This window comes from Fulvimarina thalattae (assembly GCF_040239565.1).
Lineage (GTDB): Bacteria > Pseudomonadota > Alphaproteobacteria > Rhizobiales > Rhizobiaceae > Fulvimarina.
The window spans coordinates 190676-213017 of sequence record NZ_JBEHWS010000003.1 but is presented as its reverse complement, the minus strand read 5'-3'; the positions used below and the strand labels follow the sequence as shown (position 1 = coordinate 213017).

At 61.3% G+C, this 22342-nt stretch carries 13 protein-coding genes; 4 read left to right on the top strand and 9 right to left on the bottom strand.

From position 1 onward, the window contains the following. Positions 1 to 7 precede the first annotated feature (7 nt). Entirely contained in the window at positions 8 to 2653 is a 2646-nt protein-coding gene (gene pepN, locus ABRA89_RS05735; protein WP_349940612.1) for an aminopeptidase N, read from the bottom strand. A 138-nt stretch (positions 2654 to 2791) separates the two neighbouring features. Between pepN and ABRA89_RS05730 the strand changes: the two genes are divergently transcribed. Continuing rightward, a complete protein-coding gene (locus ABRA89_RS05730; protein ID WP_349940489.1) occupies positions 2792 to 3730 on the top strand; it encodes a DMT family transporter in 939 nt (312 codons plus the stop codon). A 13-nt stretch (positions 3731 to 3743) separates the two neighbouring features. Here ABRA89_RS05730 and ABRA89_RS05725 read toward each other — a convergent pair whose 3' ends face one another. Further along, positions 3744 to 4607: a DUF1028 domain-containing protein gene (locus tag ABRA89_RS05725; protein ID WP_349940488.1), complete on the bottom strand. Its 864-nt coding sequence runs from the start codon at positions 4605 to 4607 to the stop codon at positions 3744 to 3746. Positions 4608 to 4832: 225 nt separating this feature from the next. Between ABRA89_RS05725 and ABRA89_RS05720 the strand changes: the two genes are divergently transcribed. After that, positions 4833 to 5663, top strand: coding sequence for a transglutaminase-like domain-containing protein (locus ABRA89_RS05720; RefSeq protein WP_349940487.1), 831 nt, complete (start codon positions 4833 to 4835; stop codon positions 5661 to 5663). An 841-nt stretch (positions 5664 to 6504) separates the two neighbouring features. Here ABRA89_RS05720 and ABRA89_RS05715 read toward each other — a convergent pair. The 4 genes from ABRA89_RS05715 to ABRA89_RS05700 all read right to left on the bottom strand — a co-directional run bounded on the left by ABRA89_RS05715 (position 6505) and on the right by ABRA89_RS05700 (position 13717). Continuing rightward, positions 6505 to 6792: a GIY-YIG nuclease family protein gene (locus tag ABRA89_RS05715; protein ID WP_349940486.1), complete on the bottom strand. Its 288-nt coding sequence runs from the start codon at positions 6790 to 6792 to the stop codon at positions 6505 to 6507. 258 nt (positions 6793 to 7050) lie between these two features. Then, the gene (locus ABRA89_RS05710) at positions 7051 to 8430 is read right to left on the bottom strand and encodes an acetamidase/formamidase family protein (protein ID WP_349940485.1); all 1380 of its coding nucleotides are present in this window, start codon (positions 8428 to 8430) and stop codon (positions 7051 to 7053) included. A 918-nt stretch (positions 8431 to 9348) separates the two neighbouring features. Next, entirely contained in the window at positions 9349 to 10860 is a 1512-nt protein-coding gene (locus ABRA89_RS05705; protein ID WP_349940484.1) for a hypothetical protein, read from the bottom strand. Between the two features lie 364 nt (positions 10861 to 11224). Continuing rightward, the gene (locus tag ABRA89_RS05700; RefSeq protein ID WP_349940611.1) at positions 11225 to 13717 is read right to left on the bottom strand and encodes a ligase-associated DNA damage response DEXH box helicase; all 2493 of its coding nucleotides are present in this window, start codon (positions 13715 to 13717) and stop codon (positions 11225 to 11227) included. Between the two features lie 189 nt (positions 13718 to 13906). Here ABRA89_RS05700 and ABRA89_RS05695 point away from each other — a divergent pair, with 189 nt between their 5' ends. Continuing rightward, positions 13907 to 15649 carry a mechanosensitive ion channel family protein gene (locus ABRA89_RS05695; RefSeq protein WP_349940483.1) on the top strand — a complete coding sequence of 581 codons (1743 nt, stop codon included), beginning with the start codon at positions 13907 to 13909 and terminating at the stop codon, positions 15647 to 15649. Positions 15650 to 15867: 218 nt separating this feature from the next. Here ABRA89_RS05695 and ABRA89_RS05690 read toward each other — a convergent pair whose 3' ends face one another. From ABRA89_RS05690 to ABRA89_RS05680, 3 genes are all read right to left on the bottom strand, one after another. Then, positions 15868 to 17658: a methyl-accepting chemotaxis protein gene (locus ABRA89_RS05690; RefSeq protein ID WP_349940610.1), complete on the bottom strand. Its 1791-nt coding sequence runs from the start codon at positions 17656 to 17658 to the stop codon at positions 15868 to 15870. A gap of 590 nt (positions 17659 to 18248) precedes the next feature. Beyond that, a complete protein-coding gene (locus tag ABRA89_RS05685; protein ID WP_349940482.1) occupies positions 18249 to 20150 on the bottom strand; it encodes a TadE/TadG family type IV pilus assembly protein in 1902 nt (633 codons plus the stop codon). 336 nt (positions 20151 to 20486) lie between these two features. After that, the gene (locus ABRA89_RS05680; protein WP_349940481.1) at positions 20487 to 21194 is read right to left on the bottom strand and encodes a YitT family protein; all 708 of its coding nucleotides are present in this window, start codon (positions 21192 to 21194) and stop codon (positions 20487 to 20489) included. Between the two features lie 112 nt (positions 21195 to 21306). On the opposite strand from ABRA89_RS05680, the gene ABRA89_RS05675 reads away from it, so the two are divergent. After that, complete coding sequence (locus ABRA89_RS05675) at positions 21307 to 22317, top strand: ligase-associated DNA damage response exonuclease (RefSeq protein ID WP_349940480.1); 1011 nt, start codon at positions 21307 to 21309, stop codon at positions 22315 to 22317. Positions 22318 to 22342 lie beyond the last annotated feature (25 nt).

Below are 22342 nucleotides of genomic sequence, written 5' to 3'. Positions count from 1 at the left end.
GACGCGGTCACGCCAAGGTTCTGTCCACAATATCTTTTAGGTCCCTCGATAGCTGTGGCATGTTTGCAAGACCTACGAGCACATCTTTCGCTTTGGCCTGACGCTGCTCTTCGAGAATGCGCCAGGTGCGGAATGCCGTAGCCATGCGCGCTGCGATCTGTGGATTGATTGCGTCGAGTTCGATCAGGCGGTCACGGAACCAGCCGTAGCCGCGACCGTCGACGCGATGGAACGCGGTCGGATTCATGCCAGCGAAGGAGCCGATCAGCGATCGGGCGCGGTTCGGGTTTTTCAACGTAAAGCGTGGATGTCGAAGGAGAGCCTCGATCCGGTCGAGCGTGGCCATTCCGGGCGCTGCGCCCTGAAGCGCGAACCATTTGTCGAGAACCAGCGCCTCGCTTTCGTAGCGTTCGTAGAAGACGTCGAGAGCACGCTGCGTCATTTCGTGGTCCGGGAAGCGGAAAACAAGGATCGCGAGCGCGGCCTGCCGATCCGTCATGTTCGAAGCACTGGTCACGCGTTCGAAGGCGTGGTCTGGCTTGCCGTCGGCAAGCGTTGCGTATCCGAGAGCACCATTGGCGAGCGCGCGCTTGCCTGCGCTTTCCGCATCTGGCGAGAACTGCGCATCGGCCGGAGCCGCATCCGTCAGTCGTGCAAACACCGACTGACCTTTGGAAGCGATTGCCTTACGCGCCGCCGTCGCGACTGCATGGACATGATCTGGATCGACGTTCTCGCCGATCAGTCGCGCGATCTCCGTATCCGCCGGAAGATTCAGAACCTGAGCGCGGAACGCCGGATCGAGGCTGTCGTCGTTGGCCGTCTCCACAATGGCTGTAACGAGTTCGTCGCCCAGCGGGTTGTCCGGCAGGTCACCGGGCCTGCTTCCGGCCTTGGCAAGCCGCTCGCCGATGAGATCGTTCAGGATACGCCAGCGGTTGAACGGATTCGGGTCAAGCCGGGCGAGCGCGAGCCGATCGGCCTCGGACTGTTCATGCTTGAGATCGACCGGCGCCGAGAAGTCGCGAAGGATTGAGAGGTAGGGCTTGCCGCCGACGTTCTCGAAGACGAAGCTCTCTTCCGCTTCGGAAAGCTGGATCACGTCATCGCGGATATCGCCGCCCTGACTTGGCATCGCCGTCCGGTCCTCGCCATTCGGACCCACAAGCCCGAACTTGACCGGCATCAGCATTGGCTTCGTGCCGGTCTTTGCCGCGCCTTCCTTGAGCTTCTGCGTCAGGGTCAGCGTGTAACGGTCGTCGTTCGCGTCGTAGTTTTCAGTCACCGTCAGTGTCGGCGTACCAGCCTGATGGTACCAGAGCGCGAAATTTGACAGATCGGTCCCGGTGGCATCCTCGAAGACCTTGATGAAATCCTCGATTGTCGCGGCATCGCCGTCATGACGCTCGAAATACAGGTCCATGCCTTTCCGGAAATCTTCGGAGCCGAGCAGTGTCGCGATCATCCGGACCAGTTCGGCGCCCTTGTCGTAGACGGTCGCCGTGTAGAAGTTGTTGATCTCGCGATATTCGCTTGGCCGGACAGGGTGCTGAAGCGGACCCTGATCTTCAGGAAACTGCATCGATTTGAGGCGGCGCACAGATCCGATGCGCTGGACGGTCCGGTCGCGCTCGTCGGCCGTGAACTCTTGATCGCGGAAGACCGTGAGACCTTCCTTCAGGCAGAGCTGGAACCAGTCGCGGCAGGTGATGCGGTTGCCGGTCCAGTTATGGAAATATTCGTGGGCGATGACGGTTTCGACGCCCGCATAATCCTGGTCGGTCGCGATGTCCGGGTCGAGCAGCACATATTTGTGGTTGAAGACGTTGAGGCCCTTGTTCTCCATTGCGCCCATGTTGAAATCGGCGATGGCGACGATGTTGAAGACGTCGAGATCGTATTCCCGGCCAAATCGGCGCTCGTCCCAGACCATCGAGCGCTTCAGGGCGTCCATCGCGTATTCGGCCTGATGGGACTTGCCCTTGTCGGTGTAGATGCCGAGCGTGACGGACTTACCGCTCGCGGTCGTGAAGCTGTCGCCCACCCGCTCCAGATCGCCTGCGACCATGGCAAAGAGATAGGACGGTTTATTGAAAGGATCGTCCCAGACCGCGTAATGTCGACCGTCCTCGAGGTCGCCGGTCTCGCCCGGATTGCCGTTGGATAGGAGCACCGGCGCGGCGTCCTTCGAAGCCTCGATCCGTACTGTGTATGGGATCAGAACGTCCGGCCGGTCGTAGAAATAGGTGATGCGGCGGAAGCCTTCGGCCTCGCACTGGGTGCACCAGATGCCGTTCGACCGGTAAAGCCCCATCAGCTTGGTGTTCTTTTCGGGAACGATCTTCGTGCCGATGTGCAGAATGAATTCTTCGTCAGCCGGCAGATTGCGGACGGTCAGCCTGTCGGCGCTCGCATCGTAGTCGCTCTCGGCCACTGTCTCGTTGTTGAGTTTCAGGTGGGTGAGGGTCAGTTCATCGCCATCGAGAATCAGCGGCGCATCCGGGGCCGTGCCCTCGCGGCGCTCGAGCCGGATTTCACTGTCGATTTCAGCCGAACCCTCGAAGAGCCGGATCGTGAGGAAGACTCCTTTGAAGACGAAATCTGTCTCGGAATAGTCGGCAAGTTTGACGGTCTGGCCTGTCTCTGTGCGCATCATGGGGCGGGTCCTTCTCTCGATTGCACCGTAGGTAGACACGCCTTCGCGATTTGCAATTTCGTGGCGGCCTTCGGTATCGAGCGTCGTGGCGCGACATCTACGCCTTCAAAATTTCGTTTCCGAAAGCCATCTCACATGCTCCAAGGCTCCGCCGAAACCGAGAGCCCGATCTTCGGCGTTTCGCTCAAACTCTTCTCGATCCTTTCCTTCGTCGCGATGCAGACCGCGATCAAGGCGGCGGGCGAGGACGTTCCGGCAGGCGAGGTGGTGTTCTTCCGCTGCTTCTTCGCGCTGGTGCCGGTCGCGGTCTATCTCGCCTGGCTCGGCGATCTCAGAACGGCGTTTTCGACAAACGATCTGAAAGGCCACGCGATTCGCGGGTTGATCGGCGTTTGCGCGATGGGCCTCGGCTTTTTCTCGATCACGCGGCTTCCTTATCCCGAGTGGATCACGATCAACTACGCGACGCCGCTGATCACGGTGATCTTCGCCGCGCTTTTCCTGGGCGAAAAGGTTCGGGCCTATCGTTGGACGGCGGTTGTCATCGGGCTTGTCGGTGTCGCTGTGGTGACCGTGCCGAGCCTCACCGTCGGGGCCGAGGGATTGTCCGGACCGCATGTCGCCGGGATCGTCGCCTGTCTCATCGGCTCGGTCTTCGCGGCGGTGGCGATGATACAGGTGCGTAAGCTTGCGCAGACCGAAAAGACCGCGACGATCGTTCTCTATTTCATGCTGGCCGCGACGATCATCTCGGCCTTCTCCGCGCCATTCGGCTGGATCATGCCTTCGACATCCCAGGCGATCTTTCTTCTTCTCGCCGGTATTCTCGGCGGCGTCGGCCAGCTTCTGCTGACGGCGGCCTATCGCTATGCCGACACGTCCACGGTCGCACCGTTCGAATATTCATCGCTGATCCTGGCCATCGCGATCGGCGCGCTCGTCTTTGGGGAGGCGATCAACGTCTCGACCCTGATCGGCGGCGCGATCGTCATTGCCGCCGGTATCTTCATCATCTGGCGGGAGAGCCGGCTGGGGCTCGAACGGCGGAGAGCGCGGCGGATCAGAACCTACTGATCCGCAATCTGACTCAGCCGTGCTTGGCGCGGATATCGGCGAGCACTTCGGTGTCGATCCTCGCATCGTCGCGGATGCGGTTGTCATAGTTCTCCTGGCCCATGAAACGCGCCATGGCGGCGATTTCGGCTTCGCCCCAAAGCTCTTCCGAGGGGGCGAGCAGTAGGCCGGTGCTTGTCAGGAGCTGGCGCAGATAGCCGGCCGTCTCGGTGTCGATCGGGACCACATTGGCCTCATCTGACGGAAAATAGCTGAGGCGGTGAAGTTGGTAGCAGCGCGCAAGTTCCTCGATGGGCGCTGCGTGGTCGTAGACCTGGATGTCGACCATCCGGCCAGAGCGCCCACCATAGCCGCCGCCGGACTTGACGACGAGGATGCCCGCGGCCTGGACGCCGCGGAATTCGCCGCCTGCGTCGCGGCCGGCTGCGATCGACCCGATAAGCCGGGTCGCGAGATCGCCGGTACCGGTCTCGAATGCTTCGACCATCGCGGCGAGAACGCCCTCGTTCGACAGCGAATTGCCGATGGCGATCGAGTTCTCGCCCTGAAGCCCGCCGCTTTCGCCCTGCCAGGTTCCGATCTCCGCGCCGGTGTGGTGAGCGCTTTTTCCGGCCCGGTTCATGACTGCGATCTGCCGCTGACCCTCGGCCGCGTCGCCGCGTGTCAGGATCGAGATCACGTCTTCAGGCGAGGCGCCGAGGCGTAACAGGTCGAGGCCGTCGCGGCCGTGATCGGGGTTGGAGAAGGCCTGGGTGTGGATCATGCCGGCGGTCGCATCGCCGTGCAGAACGATCGAGGCGACGCCCGGAAACTTCGACTGCACCGCCCCGCCGATGGCTCCGGTCTCGGGATCGTGTCCGATGATGGAATAGGTCATGAAAGTCTCGTCCGGTCGGTTGCAGTGGCTCGGCTACCATCTGGCGCAACGATCGGCGACGAAAACGCGTTGGTGACAGGTTCGCGAACGAAACATCGGTTGCATTCGCGCGTTAGAAGCATCAAGTCGTAGTAATAGCGTCCATTCTTCCCGTCCGAGATGTTTTGCGCGGGATCAGCACCCGGTGACGCTTCCGGCACCCCACATACCAACGAGTCCAAGCTCATGCGCATTCATCTGGGTTGCCAGCTCACCTACGAGCTGGCGCAGGCAACGCCCATGATCGTCAATCTCAACGTTCATTTTTCCAAGGCCGGCCGTCTCGAAACGCCAGATTACCTGCGCGTGACGCCCTTCGTGCCGATCACCAGCTATCGCGACTCGTTCGGCAACTGGATCAACCGGCTGGTGGGGCCTGCGGGGACGTTTTCCATCGGCACGGACACGATCATTCACGATGAAGGCACGCCCGATCCCGTGGGTTATGGGGCCTATCAGCATCCGGTCGAGGAGCTGCCGTCCGAGGTGATGGTCTATCTTCTCGGCAGCCGGTATTGCGAGACGGACCTGTTGTCGAACGAGGCCTGGCGGCTTTTTGGGCATATCGAGAACGGCTGGGACAAGGTGCAGGCCGTCTGCGACTTCGTGAACGGCCATCTCCACTTCGACTACATGCAGGCGCGGGCGACGCGGACCGCGTGGGAAGCCTATAACGAGGGCATCGGCGTCTGCCGCGACTATGCCCATCTCGCCGTCGCCTTCTGCCGGGCGCTGAACATTCCGACGCGCTACTGCACCGGCTATATCAGCGACATCAACCTGCCGAAGCCCTGGGGCGAGCAGGATTTCTGCGCCTGGATGGAGGTCTATCTCTCCGGGCGCTGGTGGACCTTCGACCCGCGCAACAACGCGCCGCGCTGGGGCCGCGTCCTTATCGCGATCGGCCGCGACGCGTCCGACGTGCCGCTGACCCACACCTTCGGCGCGAACACGCTGACCGGCTTCAAGGTCTGGTGCGACGAGGTGCCGGACGCGGGCTTCGCCCCGCAGTATTGACCGGACGCGCGATCGCGTTCCCGCGCCGCTTTCGCGGCCGGGGTATTGAGAGCTTTCGGTGTGGCGCCACCCGATGAGGGCGGCGAAGCGCCGGAGGCGAGCCCTCCGAAACGTTTTGTATGCGGCTCACCTCCGGCGCTCCGCGCGGGATTTGTCGCGCTCGCTTCGCCGATCGCTCCTGCCTTGCCCGATGCTTCGCCCCGCCAGCACGCCGGCCTCGTTGCCGAGGCGGGGGATGCCAGCTTGAGGTTCCACGTCGGGCGTAGCCCAAACCATCGGCGGCTGTTGGTGCTTCACGGGGAGCCTTGCCGGCCTCCCGTTCAAGCGGACCGATCCGCACCCGCGCCGTATTACGCGAGGGACCAACGGAGCCGCGAGGCGTCCGGGGCGCTGTTCCTCCGGAAGGAACACCGCCGCAGACCCGCAAGCCATGCACCCGAAGCGATCCCGGCGATCACCCGTGCCCCCTGGGTGCGTGGCGAGGGGGATTATGCGGGTGGTTCAGAGGGCGGGGACAAGATTTTTGGATTTTTCGATTTCAGTGAGCTTCGTCATCCCGGACTTGATCCGGGATCCATTCCTGAGGCCCGTCCTTTCTGATGTCGGTGGCGGTGGCACCACCATACTCGCGGAGAGGCAAGAGGAATGGATCCCGGCTCGGAGGCCGGGATGACGAAAGAGGGGAGTGCGTTTCCGCTCACTGCCTTCGTCAAGGATGTGACGTCCAAGAAGGACGAACGATAGGCGCGTTTGGAGGCCGGGATGACGAAGGAGGAGAGAGGATGATCCCTCTCAAACATCGAAAGAGAGGCGGTCACTGTTGCTGCGCAAGCTCGACATCCTACCAGCCGATGCCCCGATAAAGTTCGGTCCATTCCGGGTTGATCGTTTCGATGAGATCGATCTTCCATTGGCGCGGCCAGCGTTTGATCGTCTTTTCGCGCGTGATCGCGTCGCGAATGTCGAAATGCTCTTCATACCAGACGAGGCGCTTGCAGCTGTAGCGGCTGGTGAAGCCGGGTGTCAGGCCGTTCTTGTGCTCGTAGACGCGGTGCGAGAGGTCCGACGTCACGCCGGTGTAGAGCGTGCCGCCCTTCTTGCTGGCCATGATGTAGACGAAGCCGGTCATGACTTCAGATTGCGCGACGCGCGTGATGGCTGCAATGGGGTTTTGGCGTGCGAGGCTGCGGTTTGTCCTCGATCCAAGTGAGCTTCGTCATCCCGGACTTGATCCGGGATCCATTCCTGAGGCCTGTCCTTTCTGATGTCGGTGGCGGTGGCACCACCATACTCGCGGAGAGGCAAGAGGAATGGATCCCGGCTCGGAGGCCGGGATGACGAAGGAGGGGAGGGTGGTTGTTCCCTCTCCTCCAAGTGCGCGCTGTGCTTATTGTGCCGCCGACCCGTCGGCTTCTGTCGCGGGAGCGCTTGCCTCCGGCTCACTCTCGGGCAAATCCGTCGAAGAAAACCCCGAAAAATCGCTCTTCTCGATCAGGGCGTGGACGCCCTTCGTCTTGTCGACGACCTGGCTCACCTCGTAATCCGTCGCGGCGCTGAGATAGGCGAGGGCGGTTTGGGGGTCTACGCCGAGGCGGTCGGTGAGGAAGGTGATGGAGGAGCGCACGGCCTCCTTCATCGCCTCGTCGAGATCCTCGTTGAGGCCGATGGGGATCCAGTAGTCGGCGGTTTCGGCGAAAGGCCGGTCGAGGCCCGGCACGGGCAGGCGCTCGTCGCCCTCCTTCAGAACCGTGAGGCGGAAGGTGGTGCGGGCGGAGAGTTCGAGCGCGGTCAGCGCCACTTCGCCGTCGCCCTGGCTGGCATGGGGATCGCCCGTATAGAACAGCCCGCCGTCGACTTCGATCGGCAGATAGAGCGTCGAGCCGGCTCCGATCTCGTTGATGTCGATATTGCCGCCCCACTCACCCGGCGGCACGGAGTTCAGTGCCTCCTCGGTGTCGGTGGCAACGCCCATCAGCCCCATGAAGGGGATCGCGCGGAAGCTGATCTCGCCGCGCTCGCCGCCGTTGAGGACGCCGTAGATCTCGCCGCGGAACTGGCGGATCGGCGTGAAGATCGAGACATTGTTGTAGGCTTCGGGGTTCTCGGCCGAGGCATTCTCCTCCGGCTTCGGACCCAGCGGATATTCGCCCGGCAGCGCGCCCTTGCCGTGGCGGTTGGAGATGACGCCATAGGGCACGCGCGGCTCGATGGTGAGCGTCTCGATCATCAGGATGTCGCCGGCCTCGGCGCCCTCGATGGCGATCGGGCCGGTGACGACATGCGGGCCGTCTCCCGAAAAGCTGTGCTCCCTGTCGGAGGCCGTCAGCGCAACCGCATCGGTGATTACCTGATCCTCCGGCACGCCGAACTGGCCGAAATAGGCGACCGGGTCGCGGCCCTGATCTTCCAGAATGCCCTCGTGGGAAATCGTGTCCACGGTGACGGTCGCGCCGGACGGCACGGTGAGGATCGGCTGGGAGGCGCGGTTCGGCAGCCGGCCCCAAGTGACGTTCTCCGTCGTCGATGGCACGTAGAATTCGCCGGCAAGGCCCGCCTCGGCCGGCGCGGGGCCGGTCTCGGCATCGATCGGCTGGATTGCGGCGTTCTGTCCCTCGAAACTGTCGACGCGGATGGGCTCGGCCACCGGCGGGCGTTCGGATGTCGTCTCGGACATGGCGTCCGATTGGGCATCCTGCGCAGCTGCCGGACAGATGCCGATGGCCGTTCCGGCGGTGAGAAGGGAGAGAATGAAGGCGGTACGGGTCATGCGCTATCCTTTTGATTTGAGGTCGAAAAGGACGTTGCAAGGGACGTGCCATGCGGGTGGTGGTGTCTGCTGGTGCGATGCCCGCGAGTTCGTCGATCGTGGTGAGCTTCGTCATCCCGGACTTGATCCGGGATCCATGCCTCTTGCCTCTCGGCGCGTATGGTGGCGCCATCGCCACCCGCGTCAGGGAGGATGGGCCTCAGGAATGGGCGCCATGCGCGCTCGGAGGCCGGGATGACGAGGAGGGGAGTGCGGCATTCCCTCGCTGGCTATGTTGCTGAGGCAATCGCGCCGCGCGCCCTCTCTCCCCTTGAGGGAGAGAAAGCGATTTCTTCGGCTTAGCGCCGTCGGCGCTAAACGTTAGAAATCGCAAGAGAGGGGTTTGCGGACGTTCGGCCGGCTTCCGGGGGGAGGAGAGATCGCACACCCCCCTCTTGCCATTCTCAAGGTTTGGTCCGCGCTTCGCCCGGCCCAATTCCTTGGAATGGCTTTCTCCCCCTCAAGGGGGGAGAGGGGGAGCGTGCCGAAAGGTCTTCTCGATCCCCGAGAGCTTCTCGTCACCCCTGCCTCCGAGCCGGGGTCCATTCCTCTTGCCTCTCGGCGAGTATGGTGGTGCCATCGCCACCCGCGTCAGGGATGATGGGTCTCAGGAATGGATCCCGGCTCGGAGGCCGGGATGACGAGGAGGCGAGTGCGGCATTCCCTCGCTGGATATGTTACCGAGGCATCCGCGCCGCGCGCCCTCTCTCCCCTTGAGGGAGAGAAAGTCTTTTCGCGGTCTTAGCGAAGCTAAGTTGCTGAAAAGACAAGAGAGGGGTTCGCGGAGGTCCGGCATGTTCCGAGAAGAGGAGAGATCGCATACCCACTCTTGCCATCCTCAAGGTTTAACCCGCTAAGACGCAACCACACTTCGTTTTATTAAGGTTGCTTACCTTTTTTGAGCATCGCCGTTTTGCCATACTTACTAACGGCCTTATTTAAATGTTTCGTGGCGATATGCCGCGTCAACTTTCTGTAACGACTAGTTTGTGTAGAAAAAGTGCTTTGGTACTCAGAAAATACTTCGCGAGATCGCGAAATGTATTTTAAAAAAGTCCAGCGCTCATATCCAATATCTTGAGAATAGCTAACCTCTTGGAGGAGTTCTGTTTCCACTTTTTCGATCGGGTAATTCTCTACAATCCAAGCATCACCTTTTAATCGGAATTGCTTTACGAAGCGCTTCGCGCGACCGTATGAGCGTCTTTTCAGCTTTCTCCATGCGTTGGCAAGAGTGGCATCCTTAATGTGTACTGACCGGCCGTCAAAACGAAAGCCCAAATACTCCAATCCATTCGCACAAGACTTGCCGGCAGCTCGTTGAAATGAAATTCCCTCTGGTTCGACACGAAAATCGCAAACAGCTACCTTTTCGGATTTGATTTTCAAATGGTTGCCATGTTTTGCAATTTCTTCTTGTATATATTCCATTGCTGCGAGGGAGTTGGGCAATTTGCTGGCTGGTATTGCAATTAGAATGTCATCACTGTAGCGGAAATAAATGCCGTTCCGTGCTCTCGCCCAATTAGAGACCGCAATATCAAAATATAGCAAATAAAAATTAGCTATTAGGTCAGATATCGGCGTGCCTTGAGGTATGCCGAAGTCACGATTGTTTTTCTGAAGCAGGCTCGGATGCTCAGGGTCTGCGCCGCATACCAAGCGCCTAAAATCATGCGGTGTACATAATTGAAGCGCTGCATCATTTCGCATGACGTCAATCCGTCTACGACGACGCTCCGATCTGTTTCCTTCCTTGTTTGGGAATCCAAAGATTTCAATGCGATCTTGCACAGAGCGAAGTGATGCCGTGCAGTAGTTCGTAATAGATTTGAAAACCGCCTCATGATCCTTCGGTAACGGTCCATCGAGAAGCTTTTCCCAAATCTCACGAATTTTCGCGTGATCCAGATTTTCAAAATAACTGCTGATGTCCGCAACTGTAACGACGCAAGAACCAGTTCGCTTTACGTAGTCGAAGGCATCTTTTGCAAAATCAATATTTGATTTGTTGCCAGATATATTATCTTTTGGTATCCTGCGATAAGCAATTACTGAATCGGAAATGCCATATTCGGCAATTGAATCTTCATACCTGGATGAAAGGATTTGACGGTAACGAGCGTAAATTGCAGCGTCTTTTCGAGCTGCATATCGAATAGGTCGACATTTCCTTTTGCCGCGGCCACTTGCGCGAAACCGAACCCAGTTTTCTTTATATAAAAGTAGTGGAAAGAAAGAATTCTTCTCGACTAAGATAGGATTATTGGCAATTTCTGCCAGTTTCTTTGCATTTATCCGGCGATCAAAATGCAGGTAAGTTTTGACGTCTTTCTCTCTGGGACGCCATTCAGTTTCCGTTTGAGTGGGAGTGGCTACTACAACAGGCATTGCTTGTCTTCGCCACCCCCGCCAATATGCATGGTCAAAGACCACTTAGTCCTTATCAAACGATGCATGCTATATTGTCTGTGCAGATGCCGCGATGAGATTGCTCTCGCGTATCGTCGAGCAGATAGATAAGAGTGCCATAACTAGAGCAGGAATACACCTGATGGAGATCGCAACCTTAACCCTCTGTCCCGTTGACAGTTTAAACATGCGACTCGCCGCGCAACCGGCGATCCGAGTGAAGATAACATTTAGAGGTACTTCACACGTTCAGGAATGCTCCTGCGCGGTAGAGATGGTGATATAGCAGCTTCTTTACAAGAGGTTTTTTGAAAAATTCGTACTTTAGGTAAGTACGAACGCCTCAACTCAGCGCCTCCGCCACCATCGCGTCCTCGAATACGTCGTCCCGCGCTTCGCCCTCGACTTGCTCGCGGCCGATTTCCAGCATGACCGGGACGGCGAGCGGTGAGATGCGCTCCAGCGGCTTGTGGACGATGTGCTGCTTGATGCGGGCGAGAAGGTCCGACACGCGGGCGACATCGAGAAGGCCGGTGGCGGCGTCGGCCCAGGTGGCTTTCAGAAGGATATGGTCCGGCTCGTGGGCGCGTAGGACGTCGTAGACGAGATCGGTGGAGACGGTGACCTGACGGCCGGTCTTTTCCGTGCCCGGCTGGTTGCGCTGGACGAGCTGGGAGATGACGGCGCACTGGAGGAAGGTGCGTTTCAGGAGCCATGAATCGCCCATCCAGGCTTCCAGATCGTCGCCCAGCATGTCCTCGTCGAAGAGATCGTCGAGGGAGAGGCGGCCGTCCGCGATCATGGCGGTGAGGTCGGCCTTGCACCAGACGGAGATGGCGTAGTCGGTGGCGACGAAGCCCAGCGGCTTGGCGCGGGCGCGCTCCAGCCGGCGGGTGAGGAGCATGCCGAGGGTCTGGTGGGCGAGGCGGCCCTCGAAGGGATAGAGGACGAGATAGAACTGATTGCCGCGCGGAAAGGTCTCGACCAGGAGATCGTTCGGGCCGGGGATGAGGGATTTTTCCGCCTGGAGGCCGAGCCAGTCGCCGACCTGTTCGGGGAGCTCCGACCAGCGCTTCGGATCGGCGAGCATGGCGCGGACTTCGGCCGCGAGATAGGTGGTGAGGGGGAATTTCGAACCGCCCCAATAGGGCACTTTCGGCTCGGCCCCCGGCGCGCGGGTGACGAGGCAGCTGGTCTCGAAGATGCCCTCGAAGCGCAGGACCTCGCCGCCGAAGAGGAAGGTGTCGCCCTGTTCGAGGGTTTCGAGAAAGGCCTCCTCGATCTTGCCGAGGATGAAGCCGCCGCGCTGGATGGAGGTCTTCGTCTTCTTGCGGACGACGCGGACATCGAGGGTCTGGGCCTCGATGATGGTGCCGGCGTTCATGCGGTAGGCCTGGGCGATCGACGGATGGGTGATGCGGAAGGTGCCGTCCTCGGTGCGGCGGATCCTGGCGTAACGCTCGTAGACGCGCAGGGCATAGCCGCCGGTGGCGACGAAATCGACGATCTGCTCGAACGTCTCCCAGGTGAGGGCGGCATAGGGGGCGGCGCTGGTGATCTCGTCGTAGAGAACATCGGCGTGGAAGGGCTCGGCGACGGCCATGCCGAGGACGTGCTGGGCGAGGACATCGAGCGCGCCGTCGCGAAGGGGCGGGGTGTCCTGGTCGCCGAGATAGTTGGCGTTGAGGGCGGCCTGACACTCCATCACCTCGAACCGGTTGGAGGGGACGAGGATGGCGCGGGATGGCTCGTCCATGCGGTGGTTCGAGCGGCCGATGCGCTGGGCGAGCCGCGAGGCGCCCTTCGGCGCGCCCACATGGACGACGAGATCGACGTCGCCCCAGTCGATGCCGAGATCGAGGGTGGAGGTGGCGACGACGGCGCGCAGCTGGTTGGCTGCCATGGCGGCTTCCACGCGCCGGCGCTGCTGCACGTCGAGCGAGCCGTGGTGGAGCGCGATGGGCAGGGTCTCGTCGTTGATCTTCCAGAGCTCGGAAAAGAGAAGCTCGGCCTGAAAGCGCGTGTTGACGAAGAGGAGCGTGGTGCGGTGGGCTTTGATCGTCTCGTAGATCTCGCCCATGGCATAGAGGCAGGTGTGGCCCTGCCAGGGCACGCGCTGCTCTGACTTGAGGATGGTGATCTCGGGCTTCGCGCCGCCGGTGACCTGGATGAGATCGGCCCTGTTGTCGGCCTCGGGCGACTGAGGGACGAGCCAGCGGCAGAGCTCGGCGGGCTCCGAGACGGTGGCGGAGAGGCCGACGGTCTGAAGGTTCGGCGCGAGGGTGCGGAGACGCGAGAGGCCGAGGGCGAGGAGATGGCCGCGCTTGGAGGTGACGAGGGCGTGGAGCTCGTCGAAGACGACGTATTTGAGGTCGGCGAAGAAGTCCCGCGCGCCCTTTTGGGCGATGAGAAGCGAGAGCTGCTCGGGCGTCGTCAGCATGATGTCGGGCGGCTTCAGCTTCTGGCGCTGGCGGCGCACCTGGGAGGTGTCGCCGGTGCGGGTCTCGAGCGTGACGGGCAGGCCCATCTCGGCGACGGGGCGTTCGAGATTGCGGCGGATATCGGTGGCGAGCGCCTTGAGCGGCGAGATGTAGAGCGTATGGACGCCGCGCGGCCGGGTGCCGGGCTTGGGGCGCGGTTTCGTCGCGAGATCGGTGAGGGAGGGCAGGAAACCCGCGAGCGTCTTGCCGGCGCCGGTGGGCGCGATAAGGAGGACGGAGCGGCCGGCCTGAGCCCGCGACAGAAGATCGAGCTGGTGCGGACGCGGGGCCCAGCCGTTCGCCGCGAACCATTTGAGGAACGGCTCGGGGAGGGTGGCCGGGACTTCGGCTGCCATGTCGAGGATCGGGGCGGAGTGGTCGTTCAAGGCTGGGCTCGATGCTTTCCTTCGTCGGCGAACGGAAGTGGACAGGGGCGCCCAGGGGACAATGTGTGTCACCATAGGGATTTCGTCGCGTCGCCTGGTTCCGGTGCGAGCCGGGCCGGGCGCGTTCTCGGCAGTCTAGCTTGCCTCTTGGGAGATGTAATGCGGCCGATCACCGTTCTCGCTGCGTGTCTTTGCCTCGTCTTCGCGGCACTGAGTGCCCATGCGCAATCGTCCGACTCGGGGTCTTCGGGTTCGTCGGAATCATCCGGCTCGTCGAGCCCGGAGACCCGGTGGTTCGAGGTGGAGAGCCTGAACGCCGGAATGCCGGAGATGCCGCGCTTCGTCGATCGCGATACGCCGCGCGGCATGATGGAGACGTTCTGGTTCGCCGGCGAGGCCGAGGACTGGGAGCGGGCGATGCACACGCTCAACTTCAACGAGGTCTCGCCCGAAATCCGCGCCGATGTCGCGCAGCTCCTCACCGAGCGGCTGTTCGACATCCTGCAGCGCGGCTACGTGCTGGACTGGGGGACGTTCTCCGACCGGCCCGATGCGCTGGACGCCAATACGACGACCGAGAACCCGATGGCCGGCGAGCCGCGCCGCTCGATCCGGGTCACGACACTGGACCTGCCGAACCGCCCGGCCTCGATCCGCATCGAGAGGGTGAAGACGCCGAATGGCGATCCGGTCTGGGTGTTTTCCGATGAGACGGTGGTGAACATCAACCAGCTCTACGAGGTCTACGGGCCTTCCGAGGTGGAGATGGCGATGCCGGAAATGCTTAGGCAGAACGCGTTCTGGACGCTGAAATGGTGGGAGGTGGTGGCAATCCCGCTGGTATGCCTCGCCGCCTTCATCATCGCGGCCTGGACCTATCGCGCGGTTGGCCGGGCGCGGCGGAGGAAGCCGCATCCGATGGTGAGCGAGATCCTGGATTCGGTGCAGATCCCGGTGGCGCTGTTCGCCTTTGTCGGCATCTTCTTTCTGGTGAAGGAGTTCCTGTTCACCTTTTCCGGGCCGGTGAGCCGCTTCGTCGGCCCGTTGCAGATATTGCTGCTGGTCGTCGCGCTGGCTCTGATTGCGGTGCGGATCGTCGATGCGGTGCTGGAACGGCTCATCGCGGACAATATGGACGACATCACCGCCAATCAGGATGCCGATACGCGCGATCTCTACACCAATATCTCGGCGGTGCGGCGGATTGCGATCGTGCTTGCGATCGTGGTGGGTGCGGCGCTGATCCTGATCCAGACGAATGCGGCCGATACGCTCGGCTTTTCGCTGCTGGCCTCGGCCGGCGCGATCGGCCTGATCCTCGCCTTCGCGGCGCGCACGGTCCTGTCCGACATCATGGCGAGCCTCCAGATCGCGATCGCCAAGACCGCCCGCATCGGCGATGCGATCTACTGGCAGGACAACTGGTGCTATGTGGAGAAGATCAAATTCACCCATGTGCAGGTCCGCTCCTGGGACCATCGCCGGCTGATCATCCCGGTGTCGGAGCTTGTCTCCAACACCTTCGAGAACTGGTCGAAGCAGGACCCGAAGATCGTGAAGCTGGTGGAATTGCGGCTCGATCACCGGGCCGATGTGGACGCCCTGCGCGAAGTGTTCGACGAATTCGTCCAGGCCGAGGAGTATATCACCGACAAGTCGGAGGCGAAGGTGCAGGTGGTCGGCCACGATCACACCGGCATGCTCGTCCGCTTCCTCGCCCCCGCACCGGACCCCGCCAAGGGCTGGGACATGCAATGCCGCATGCGCGAACGGGTTCTGTCCTATGCCGCGAAGCTGGAAGACAAGGTCGGCAAGGAGCCTGCGGGGCAGGCCGCGTATTTCCCTCGGGAGCGCGAGGTGCTGGTCGGGGAGTTCGATCAGGCGAAGGCGGAGAACGCTTGAGAAAGCGCGTTCACCAGGCATGTTCTGAGCAAGTTTTTGCTTACTCCTTCCACGTCGGCTGCGTGTCTGAGCAATAGGGCAATTCAGACATCAGAAACGTGACTGTCCGCAAAGCGTCAGGTGGTCAAACCGTCTACTGCAGTATCAGGACGCGTTGCGCCCGCCTCCGGTCAGAAGGCGGGCGCAGGTTCGGATAGAAATCAGAATTCAGGCCGTCATCAGAATTCGGCCCAGTCGTCGTCCTTCAACGCGGCCCCGCCCTGTCCGACCGTCTTCATCTGCGGGACCGCACGGCTGGATGGAGCAGCGGACTTCGAGGGCTTGTGGAATTCCTTCTCGACGCGCTCGGTGAGCTGCCTGATCGGAAGGTTGCGCATCGACGACCTGCTCTGGCCCGTCGTCTGGAAGCGCTCGACCGCCTGAACCAGACCGTCCGTCTCGCTGGACAGCGTCCGGGCAGCTGCGGAGGTCTCTTCGACCATCGCCGCATTCTGCTGGGTCACCTTGTCCATATGATCGGCAGCACCCGAGACTTCCTTGAGGCTCGTGGCCTGCTCGCGGGCGGAAGAAGCGATCTGAGCGACCAGATCTGTCATCGCAGTCACCTCGCCGACGATCTCGGTGAGGGAGGTTCCTGACTGGGTGACGAGGTCCACACCCTGCGCCACCTGTTCGCGCGATGCGGCGATGAGTGTCTTGATCTCCTTGGCGGCTTCCGCCGAGCGCTGGGCGAGACCGCGAACTTCCTGAGCGACGACAGCGAAGCCCTTGCCCGCCTCTCCGGCTCGCGCCGCCTCGACGCCAGCATTGAGGGCGAGGAGGTTCGTCTGGAAGGCGATCTCGTCGATGACGCCGATGATCTGGTTGATCTGCTGGGACGACCCTTCGATGCGGTTCATGGCATCGACAGCCCGAGCGACGATCGCACCACCATGCTCTGCCTTGGTCCGCGCGCCATTGGCGGTCTGCTGAGCCTGACCGGCACTGTTGGCCGTTTCGTTGACCCCGCCGGAGACATCGCTGAGCGCCGCGACGGTTTCCTCGAGGCTCGCCGCCTGCTGCTCCGTGCGCTCGGACAGATCATTGGCCGCGGTGGTGATTTCGGACAGACCGGTGCGGATCGCCGTGATCGAGGTCACGACGGTGCCTATCGCCTCCTCAAGCTGAGCGACGCTCGAATTGAACTTGGCTCGGATCGGCTCGAATTCCGGCGAGACGGAGGTTTCCATGCGGACGGTCAGGTCACCGTCCGACAGGCGATCGAAGCCGCCCTCGACCAGCCTGATGAAGTTCTTGAGATCTTCGGCCCGTGCAAGCTCAATTTCAGCCTGGCGCTCCTTGGCCTGCTCCTGTGTGACGCGAGCTTCATCGGCATCGCGCGACAGCTGATCCCGCTCAATCGAGGCCTGTTTGAGCGTTTGAACTGCGGAGGCCATCTGGCCAATCTCGTCTTTCCGGTCGAGACCAGGCACCGCGATCGCGTTTTCTCCTTTGGCAAGACGACGCATTGTCGTCGTCATTTCGTTCATTGGCTTTACGATGCTACGAGCCAAAGGCCAGGCACAAGCGATCAGAGTTCCCAGGATGATCAGGGCGAGAAACGCGGACCAATAGACCTCAGCCATGAACTGATCTTGGATATCATCGACATAAACGCCGGTTGAGAGCGACCATTCCCATGGTGCAAAGGCATCGGAATAAGCTAGCTTGGGCGAAGATTCCGAGGCGCCGAGCCTTGGCCAGACATAGTCTGTGAAGCCGCCGCCGGCCTTTGCATGTTTGACAAAGCTACGTATGTTGTGAAATCCGTTGGCATCCGTCGAATCCCACATCGCGTCGCCTTCGAGTTCCGGATTTGGATGAACTACCGAGATGCCATCGAAGTCCATGACGAAGATGTAGTCGCCGTCGCCGTAGCGAATAGAACGTACGGCATTTACGGCACGTTGTTTAGCTTCGGCCTCGGTTATGTCTCCGCGGTCAGCTTCGGCCGCGATTTCTGCAACCATCGATTTCGCTGCATCGATTTGCGATTGAAGAAGCTGTCTGCGATCGTCCCACATCCGACTGTGAGCGGAAGCGAGATTCAGCGTGAACGCGGCAATCGTCATAAGTATGGATATGGCGATCAGAACTAGCAGTTTCTGCGAGATGGTAAGGGACAATGGTGCGTCCTCGATTGGAACAGGTGTTATGATTTTCAGTAGGCGACCTATCTTAACAATCTGTTCCGCTGCTTGACTTGTCCGGCTGAAGCTGAGGTGTTTCGGGCGCGTCCGCACCTCCTGGTTTTTAGGCTTTATGCTGCCGCGCCCGCCGTTTTCATGTTCAATCACCGATATCTTCGCTCTGAATAAGCGTTGGTGGTCGCCAATTTCGGGGAAGAGAGTACGCCCGGCTTGCTGGTGCAAAGCACCACTGTTTCGCCAGATGCCGGACCGTACGGTGATCGGTGGCCAAAAAGCCGTTGAGGCAAAGGGCGCCGAGGATGGAGTAGCGGACGAGACCCAGTCGACCACGACGAAGGCGAGTTCCCGGATGACGAGGTCGCAGCACTTCAAGCGTGCCTGACCCGCGTGAGGCCCGAGCGGCTTCTCGCCTATCTGGCGATCCGCAGCGAGGAGACTTCTTCGGTGATCTTGGTGAAGGCGGCGAGAAGGTCCGTCTTGTTCTTGGCGTCGAAGTAGAGCTTCTGGGTCGGGTCGGTGAGGCCGTTGGAGGCGCAGTTCTTCAAGAGGTTCTTTACCGGAGAGCCGTCGTCGACATCGAAGGCGATCGTGACGAGGAGAATGCCGTCGGTTCCGTCGGGCTTGCGGTTTTCGTTCTTGACGCTGTTGCAGAGGGTCGCCGTCGCGGTGTCCATCGCCGACACCAGGTTTTGTCCGCTCTTTCCGTAGGTGCCCGCAACGTTGAGAAGACGTCCGTTCTTCTCGCCGTTCGAGCCGTTCTGAAGCGTGGCGTATCCGAACGTCCCGTAGGTCGAGTCGTTCTCGTTGTCGATGTCGACCGCCGCGCCGTTGCTGACATAGGACGGATTGTAGGTGTTGGCGCCGTCGGTCATCAGGATGATGGCCTTCATGGTGGAATCGTCCGAGTAGGGAGCGCCCTCGGTGAAAGGAGCTCCGGGCGAGAGGAGCCGCCATCCCCATGCGAGGCCCTCGACGATGTTCGTCGCGCCGACGGCGGTCAGCTCGCCGATCTTCGTCTTGATGCTGGCGAGGTCCTTGGTGAGCGCCGTAACGGGCTGTGTGCCGCAACCCTTGTTGGGGCCGTCATCGGCCCCGTCGAGGCGGCTTGCGCGTGTGCTCATCAGATATTTGTTGACGTCGGCCTGGCCGCCGCGCCGGATCGTGTCGCGCGTATAGGTGATCGCCGTGCTTTCGCCGCCCGAAGTCGCCCATTCGCTCGAACCGACGCCATCGGGTTCGCGGTAGGCGCCGTTGAACATGCTGTCCACATAGTCGTTGTGCAGGGACGGGTCCCAGTTGCGCTCGTCGGGCGCGAAGCTTGGGACGAACAGGGTGTCGGGACTGGATGTGTTGGGTGCGGCATCGGAGATCGCGAGGTTGCCGGGCCGGGACTCCACACAGCCCTTCCATCCGTTGGCAAAACGCCTCGTGCCGCTCGTATAGGTGCTCGTCGGCTTGGGCTTACACGTGTAGTTCGGCCAGTAGCCGGAGCATGTCTCGGAGCCGGAGACGACCTTCGCGTTGTCGTAGATCCACTGCCGGGTCAGGATCTGGCCATCGGATTTGCGGACCCAGCGGTTGTTCTTCCTTTCGGCGAGCTGGCTGCCGTCGTAGTTCTTCCAGCGCTTCCAATCGAGATTTTCGTGGTGGATCGAGGACTCGCCATATCGGTCGATCCAGGATGCATTCTGATGCGATTTGCCGACATTGACCATGGATGAAAAGGGAACGATGCCGAACCTGACGGACGTTGTCGTCATGCCGCGGTCGTTCACGGCCATCAGGTCCTCAGCGAGGCTCGTCGCTGCATCCTTGAGCGTATCGAGCTTCGAAAGACCAGGCGCTGCCGTCACGAAGTCGGTACCCTCCGCCCAGCCCATGGAGCCCGAGTTATCGAGGACGAGCGCAAGTTCCAGGGAGCGGACATCGAATGCGACTTCGCTCGACGTGTCGATCCTGAAAGTTGCCCAATCGAGCTTGCCGTTCGTGAAATTGTTGAGCGCGGAGCCGAAGATGGTTTTGTAGTCCTGGGTCGCGGCAAGCTTTACAAGCCGGTTGCCGTCGCTCTGTTCGGTGCCCTGGTAGAAGAGCTGCGTATCATCCCGGCGTTCGATACCCATGTTGGCGAAGAAGGACGCGTCGGCGACGGTCTTCATCGCGTTCTCGTCGAGCGTCGTGGCGTTGCGGGCCGCCGTTATTGCCGCCTGATCGAGCGAGGCCTGCATCTTTCGCTTGGCCATGTGGATGCCGGAGAGATCGATCACCGCTCCGACCATGACGAGAATGGTCGGCAGGATCAGTGCAGTGATCATGCCGAAGTTCCCCGATCGGTTCGACCGAAACGACGAAACGAGACCGCTACGAGGAATGGCCGAGAGGGCGTGGGGGACGTTTCGCAACATCGAGATGCTCCGTTGTTTCGTCCTTTATGTCCAAAATGCCTTCTCAAACCTTGAAGACGAAGCATAAAAAATTTTTTGAAGAAAAATGGGTCGCGATATCGAGCCCAATAGAGGTGAAACGCAGTTAATAATGTGAATTATCATGCTGGCAGCTACCGAGCGGTCGTCTTGCGCTGGCTTTGACTTGAACGCCGGTGACGGTGCAAAGCGGTGATCATTTTCCATCCGGTGATAGGGACCGCGTGCTTACTTGGCCAGATACCGGTCCGTGCGGTGGTTGATGGCGAGGAAGCCGTTGAGGCAGAGAGCGCCGAGGATGGAGTAGAGGACCGAAACGCCGTCGACCACGGTGAAGGCGAGGCCGAGGATGACGAGGTCGATGCCGAGCTGGGTGAGGCCGGCGCGCCAGCCGAGCTTGTCTTGCAGGAAGATTGCCAGAATGCCCGCGCCGCCGAGGCTGGCGCGGTGGCGGAAGAGGGCGAGGAGGGCAAAGCCGATCAGGAGGCCGGCGGTGACCGCGCCAACGGCCCGGTTGATCTCGCCGAAGGTGAAATAGTCCGGCTGCACGGCCGTCGCGGCGGAGAGGAGCGCGATGGCGATGAAGGTCTTGATGGTGAAGGCTTTGCCCATGCGCATCGCGGCGAGGATGTAGAAGGGCAGATTGATGAGGAAGAAGGCGAGGCCGACATTGAGGCCTGTCGCGTAAGAAGCGATGAGAGCGAGACCCGCGACGCCGCTCGTCAGAAGGCCGAGATGGGCGAGGATCGCGATGCCGAGGGTGGCGAGGACGACGCCGGTGAGGATCGCCTGGGCATCCTCCAGCGGCGTGTGATGGGTGGGCGTCGCGTGCCAGTCGCCGAAGCGCCAGCGGATGGGTTGGACCGCCTCGGAAAAGCCCTCGGCCGTCTTCGGATCGGGATGGTGATGGGTCCGGGGGGCGGCGTCGTCGGTCATCGAGGCGAATCTCGTGCTGCACTGCGATAGCCATGATTAAGCGCGGTCGCGGCTTAATGCCAGCGGCGAAAGGCCCCTTTGGCTGCGGGCAGGCGCGCCTATCTGACAGGGCATGAAAGCCGACGATCTTCTCCGCCCGACCCGCGAGGGACTCTACTGTCCGCCCGGCGATTTCTACATCGATCCGGTGGGCAGGGTGGACCGCGCGCTCGTCACCCACGGCCATGCCGACCATGCGCGGCCGGGCAATCGCGCCGTGATGGCGACGCGCGAGACGCTGGACATCATGGCGATCCGCTATGGCGAGAATTTCTGCGAAACCCGCCAGCCGGCTGGGCTGGGCGAGACGACGAAGATCGGCGACGTGACGGTGAGCTTCCACCCGGCCGGCCATGTTTACGGCTCGGCGCAGATTGCCGTCGAGTGGAAGGGGATACGGATCGTCGCCTCGGGCGACTACAAGCGGCGTCGCGATCCGACCTGCGCGACGTTCGAGCCGGTGAAATGCGATGTCTTCATCACCGAGGCGACCTTCGCACTTCCCGTTTTCCGCCATCCGGACACGGCCGCGGAGGTGGAGAAGCTGCTCGCCTCAATGCGGCGGTTTCCCGAGCGGGCGCATATCGTCGGGGCGTACGCGCTGGGGAAGGCCCAGCGGGTGATCCGGCATGTGCGCGAGGCGGGATATGACAGGCCGATCTATATCCACGGCGCGCTGAAGAAGCTGTGCGACTTCTATCAGCGTGAGGGCGTGGATCTGGGCGAGCTTCTGCCCGCAACGATCGAGAACGGGAAGAAGGGGGACTTCGCCGGGGCGCTGATCGTCGGGACGCCGTCCGCCTTCGCCGACAAATGGGCGCGACGGTTTCCGGACCCGGTGGCGAGCTTTGCTTCCGGCTGGATGCGGGTGCGCCAAAGGGCGCGCCAACGGGGCGTCGAACTGCCGCTCATCCTGTCGGACCATGCCGACTGGGACGAGCTGACACAGACGATCAAGGATGTGGAAGCGGAAGAGGTGTGGGTGACCCACGGCCGGGAAGAAGCACTGGTGCGCTGGTGCGAGCTTCAAGGCGTCGCGGCGCGCCCGCTTCATCTGGTGGGCTATGAGGACGAGGCGGAATAGGAACCTCCGCCTTCATCCTCAGAGA

What these genes read in the sequence shown, in the direction of transcription:
- pepN (WP_349940612.1), bottom strand. Translation starts at nt 2,653, where the DNA reads ATGCGCACAGAGACAGGCCAGACCGTCAAACTTGCCGACTATTCCGAG.
- ABRA89_RS05730 (WP_349940489.1), top strand. Translation starts at nt 2,792, where the DNA reads ATGCTCCAAGGCTCCGCCGAAACCGAGAGCCCGATCTTCGGCGTTTCG.
- ABRA89_RS05725 (WP_349940488.1), bottom strand. Translation starts at nt 4,607, where the DNA reads ATGACCTATTCCATCATCGGACACGATCCCGAGACCGGAGCCATCGGC.
- ABRA89_RS05720 (WP_349940487.1), top strand. Translation starts at nt 4,833, where the DNA reads ATGCGCATTCATCTGGGTTGCCAGCTCACCTACGAGCTGGCGCAGGCA.
- ABRA89_RS05715 (WP_349940486.1), bottom strand. Translation starts at nt 6,792, where the DNA reads ATGACCGGCTTCGTCTACATCATGGCCAGCAAGAAGGGCGGCACGCTC.
- ABRA89_RS05710 (WP_349940485.1), bottom strand. Translation starts at nt 8,430, where the DNA reads ATGACCCGTACCGCCTTCATTCTCTCCCTTCTCACCGCCGGAACGGCC.
- ABRA89_RS05705 (WP_349940484.1), bottom strand. Translation starts at nt 10,860, where the DNA reads ATGCCTGTTGTAGTAGCCACTCCCACTCAAACGGAAACTGAATGGCGT.
- ABRA89_RS05700 (WP_349940611.1), bottom strand. Translation starts at nt 13,717, where the DNA reads ATGGCAGCCGAAGTCCCGGCCACCCTCCCCGAGCCGTTCCTCAAATGG.
- ABRA89_RS05695 (WP_349940483.1), top strand. Translation starts at nt 13,907, where the DNA reads ATGCGGCCGATCACCGTTCTCGCTGCGTGTCTTTGCCTCGTCTTCGCG.
- ABRA89_RS05690 (WP_349940610.1), bottom strand. Translation starts at nt 17,658, where the DNA reads ATGGTTGCAGAAATCGCGGCCGAAGCTGACCGCGGAGACATAACCGAG.
- ABRA89_RS05685 (WP_349940482.1), bottom strand. Translation starts at nt 20,150, where the DNA reads ATGATCACTGCACTGATCCTGCCGACCATTCTCGTCATGGTCGGAGCG.
- ABRA89_RS05680 (WP_349940481.1), bottom strand. Translation starts at nt 21,194, where the DNA reads ATGACCGACGACGCCGCCCCCCGGACCCATCACCATCCCGATCCGAAG.
- ABRA89_RS05675 (WP_349940480.1), top strand. Translation starts at nt 21,307, where the DNA reads ATGAAAGCCGACGATCTTCTCCGCCCGACCCGCGAGGGACTCTACTGT.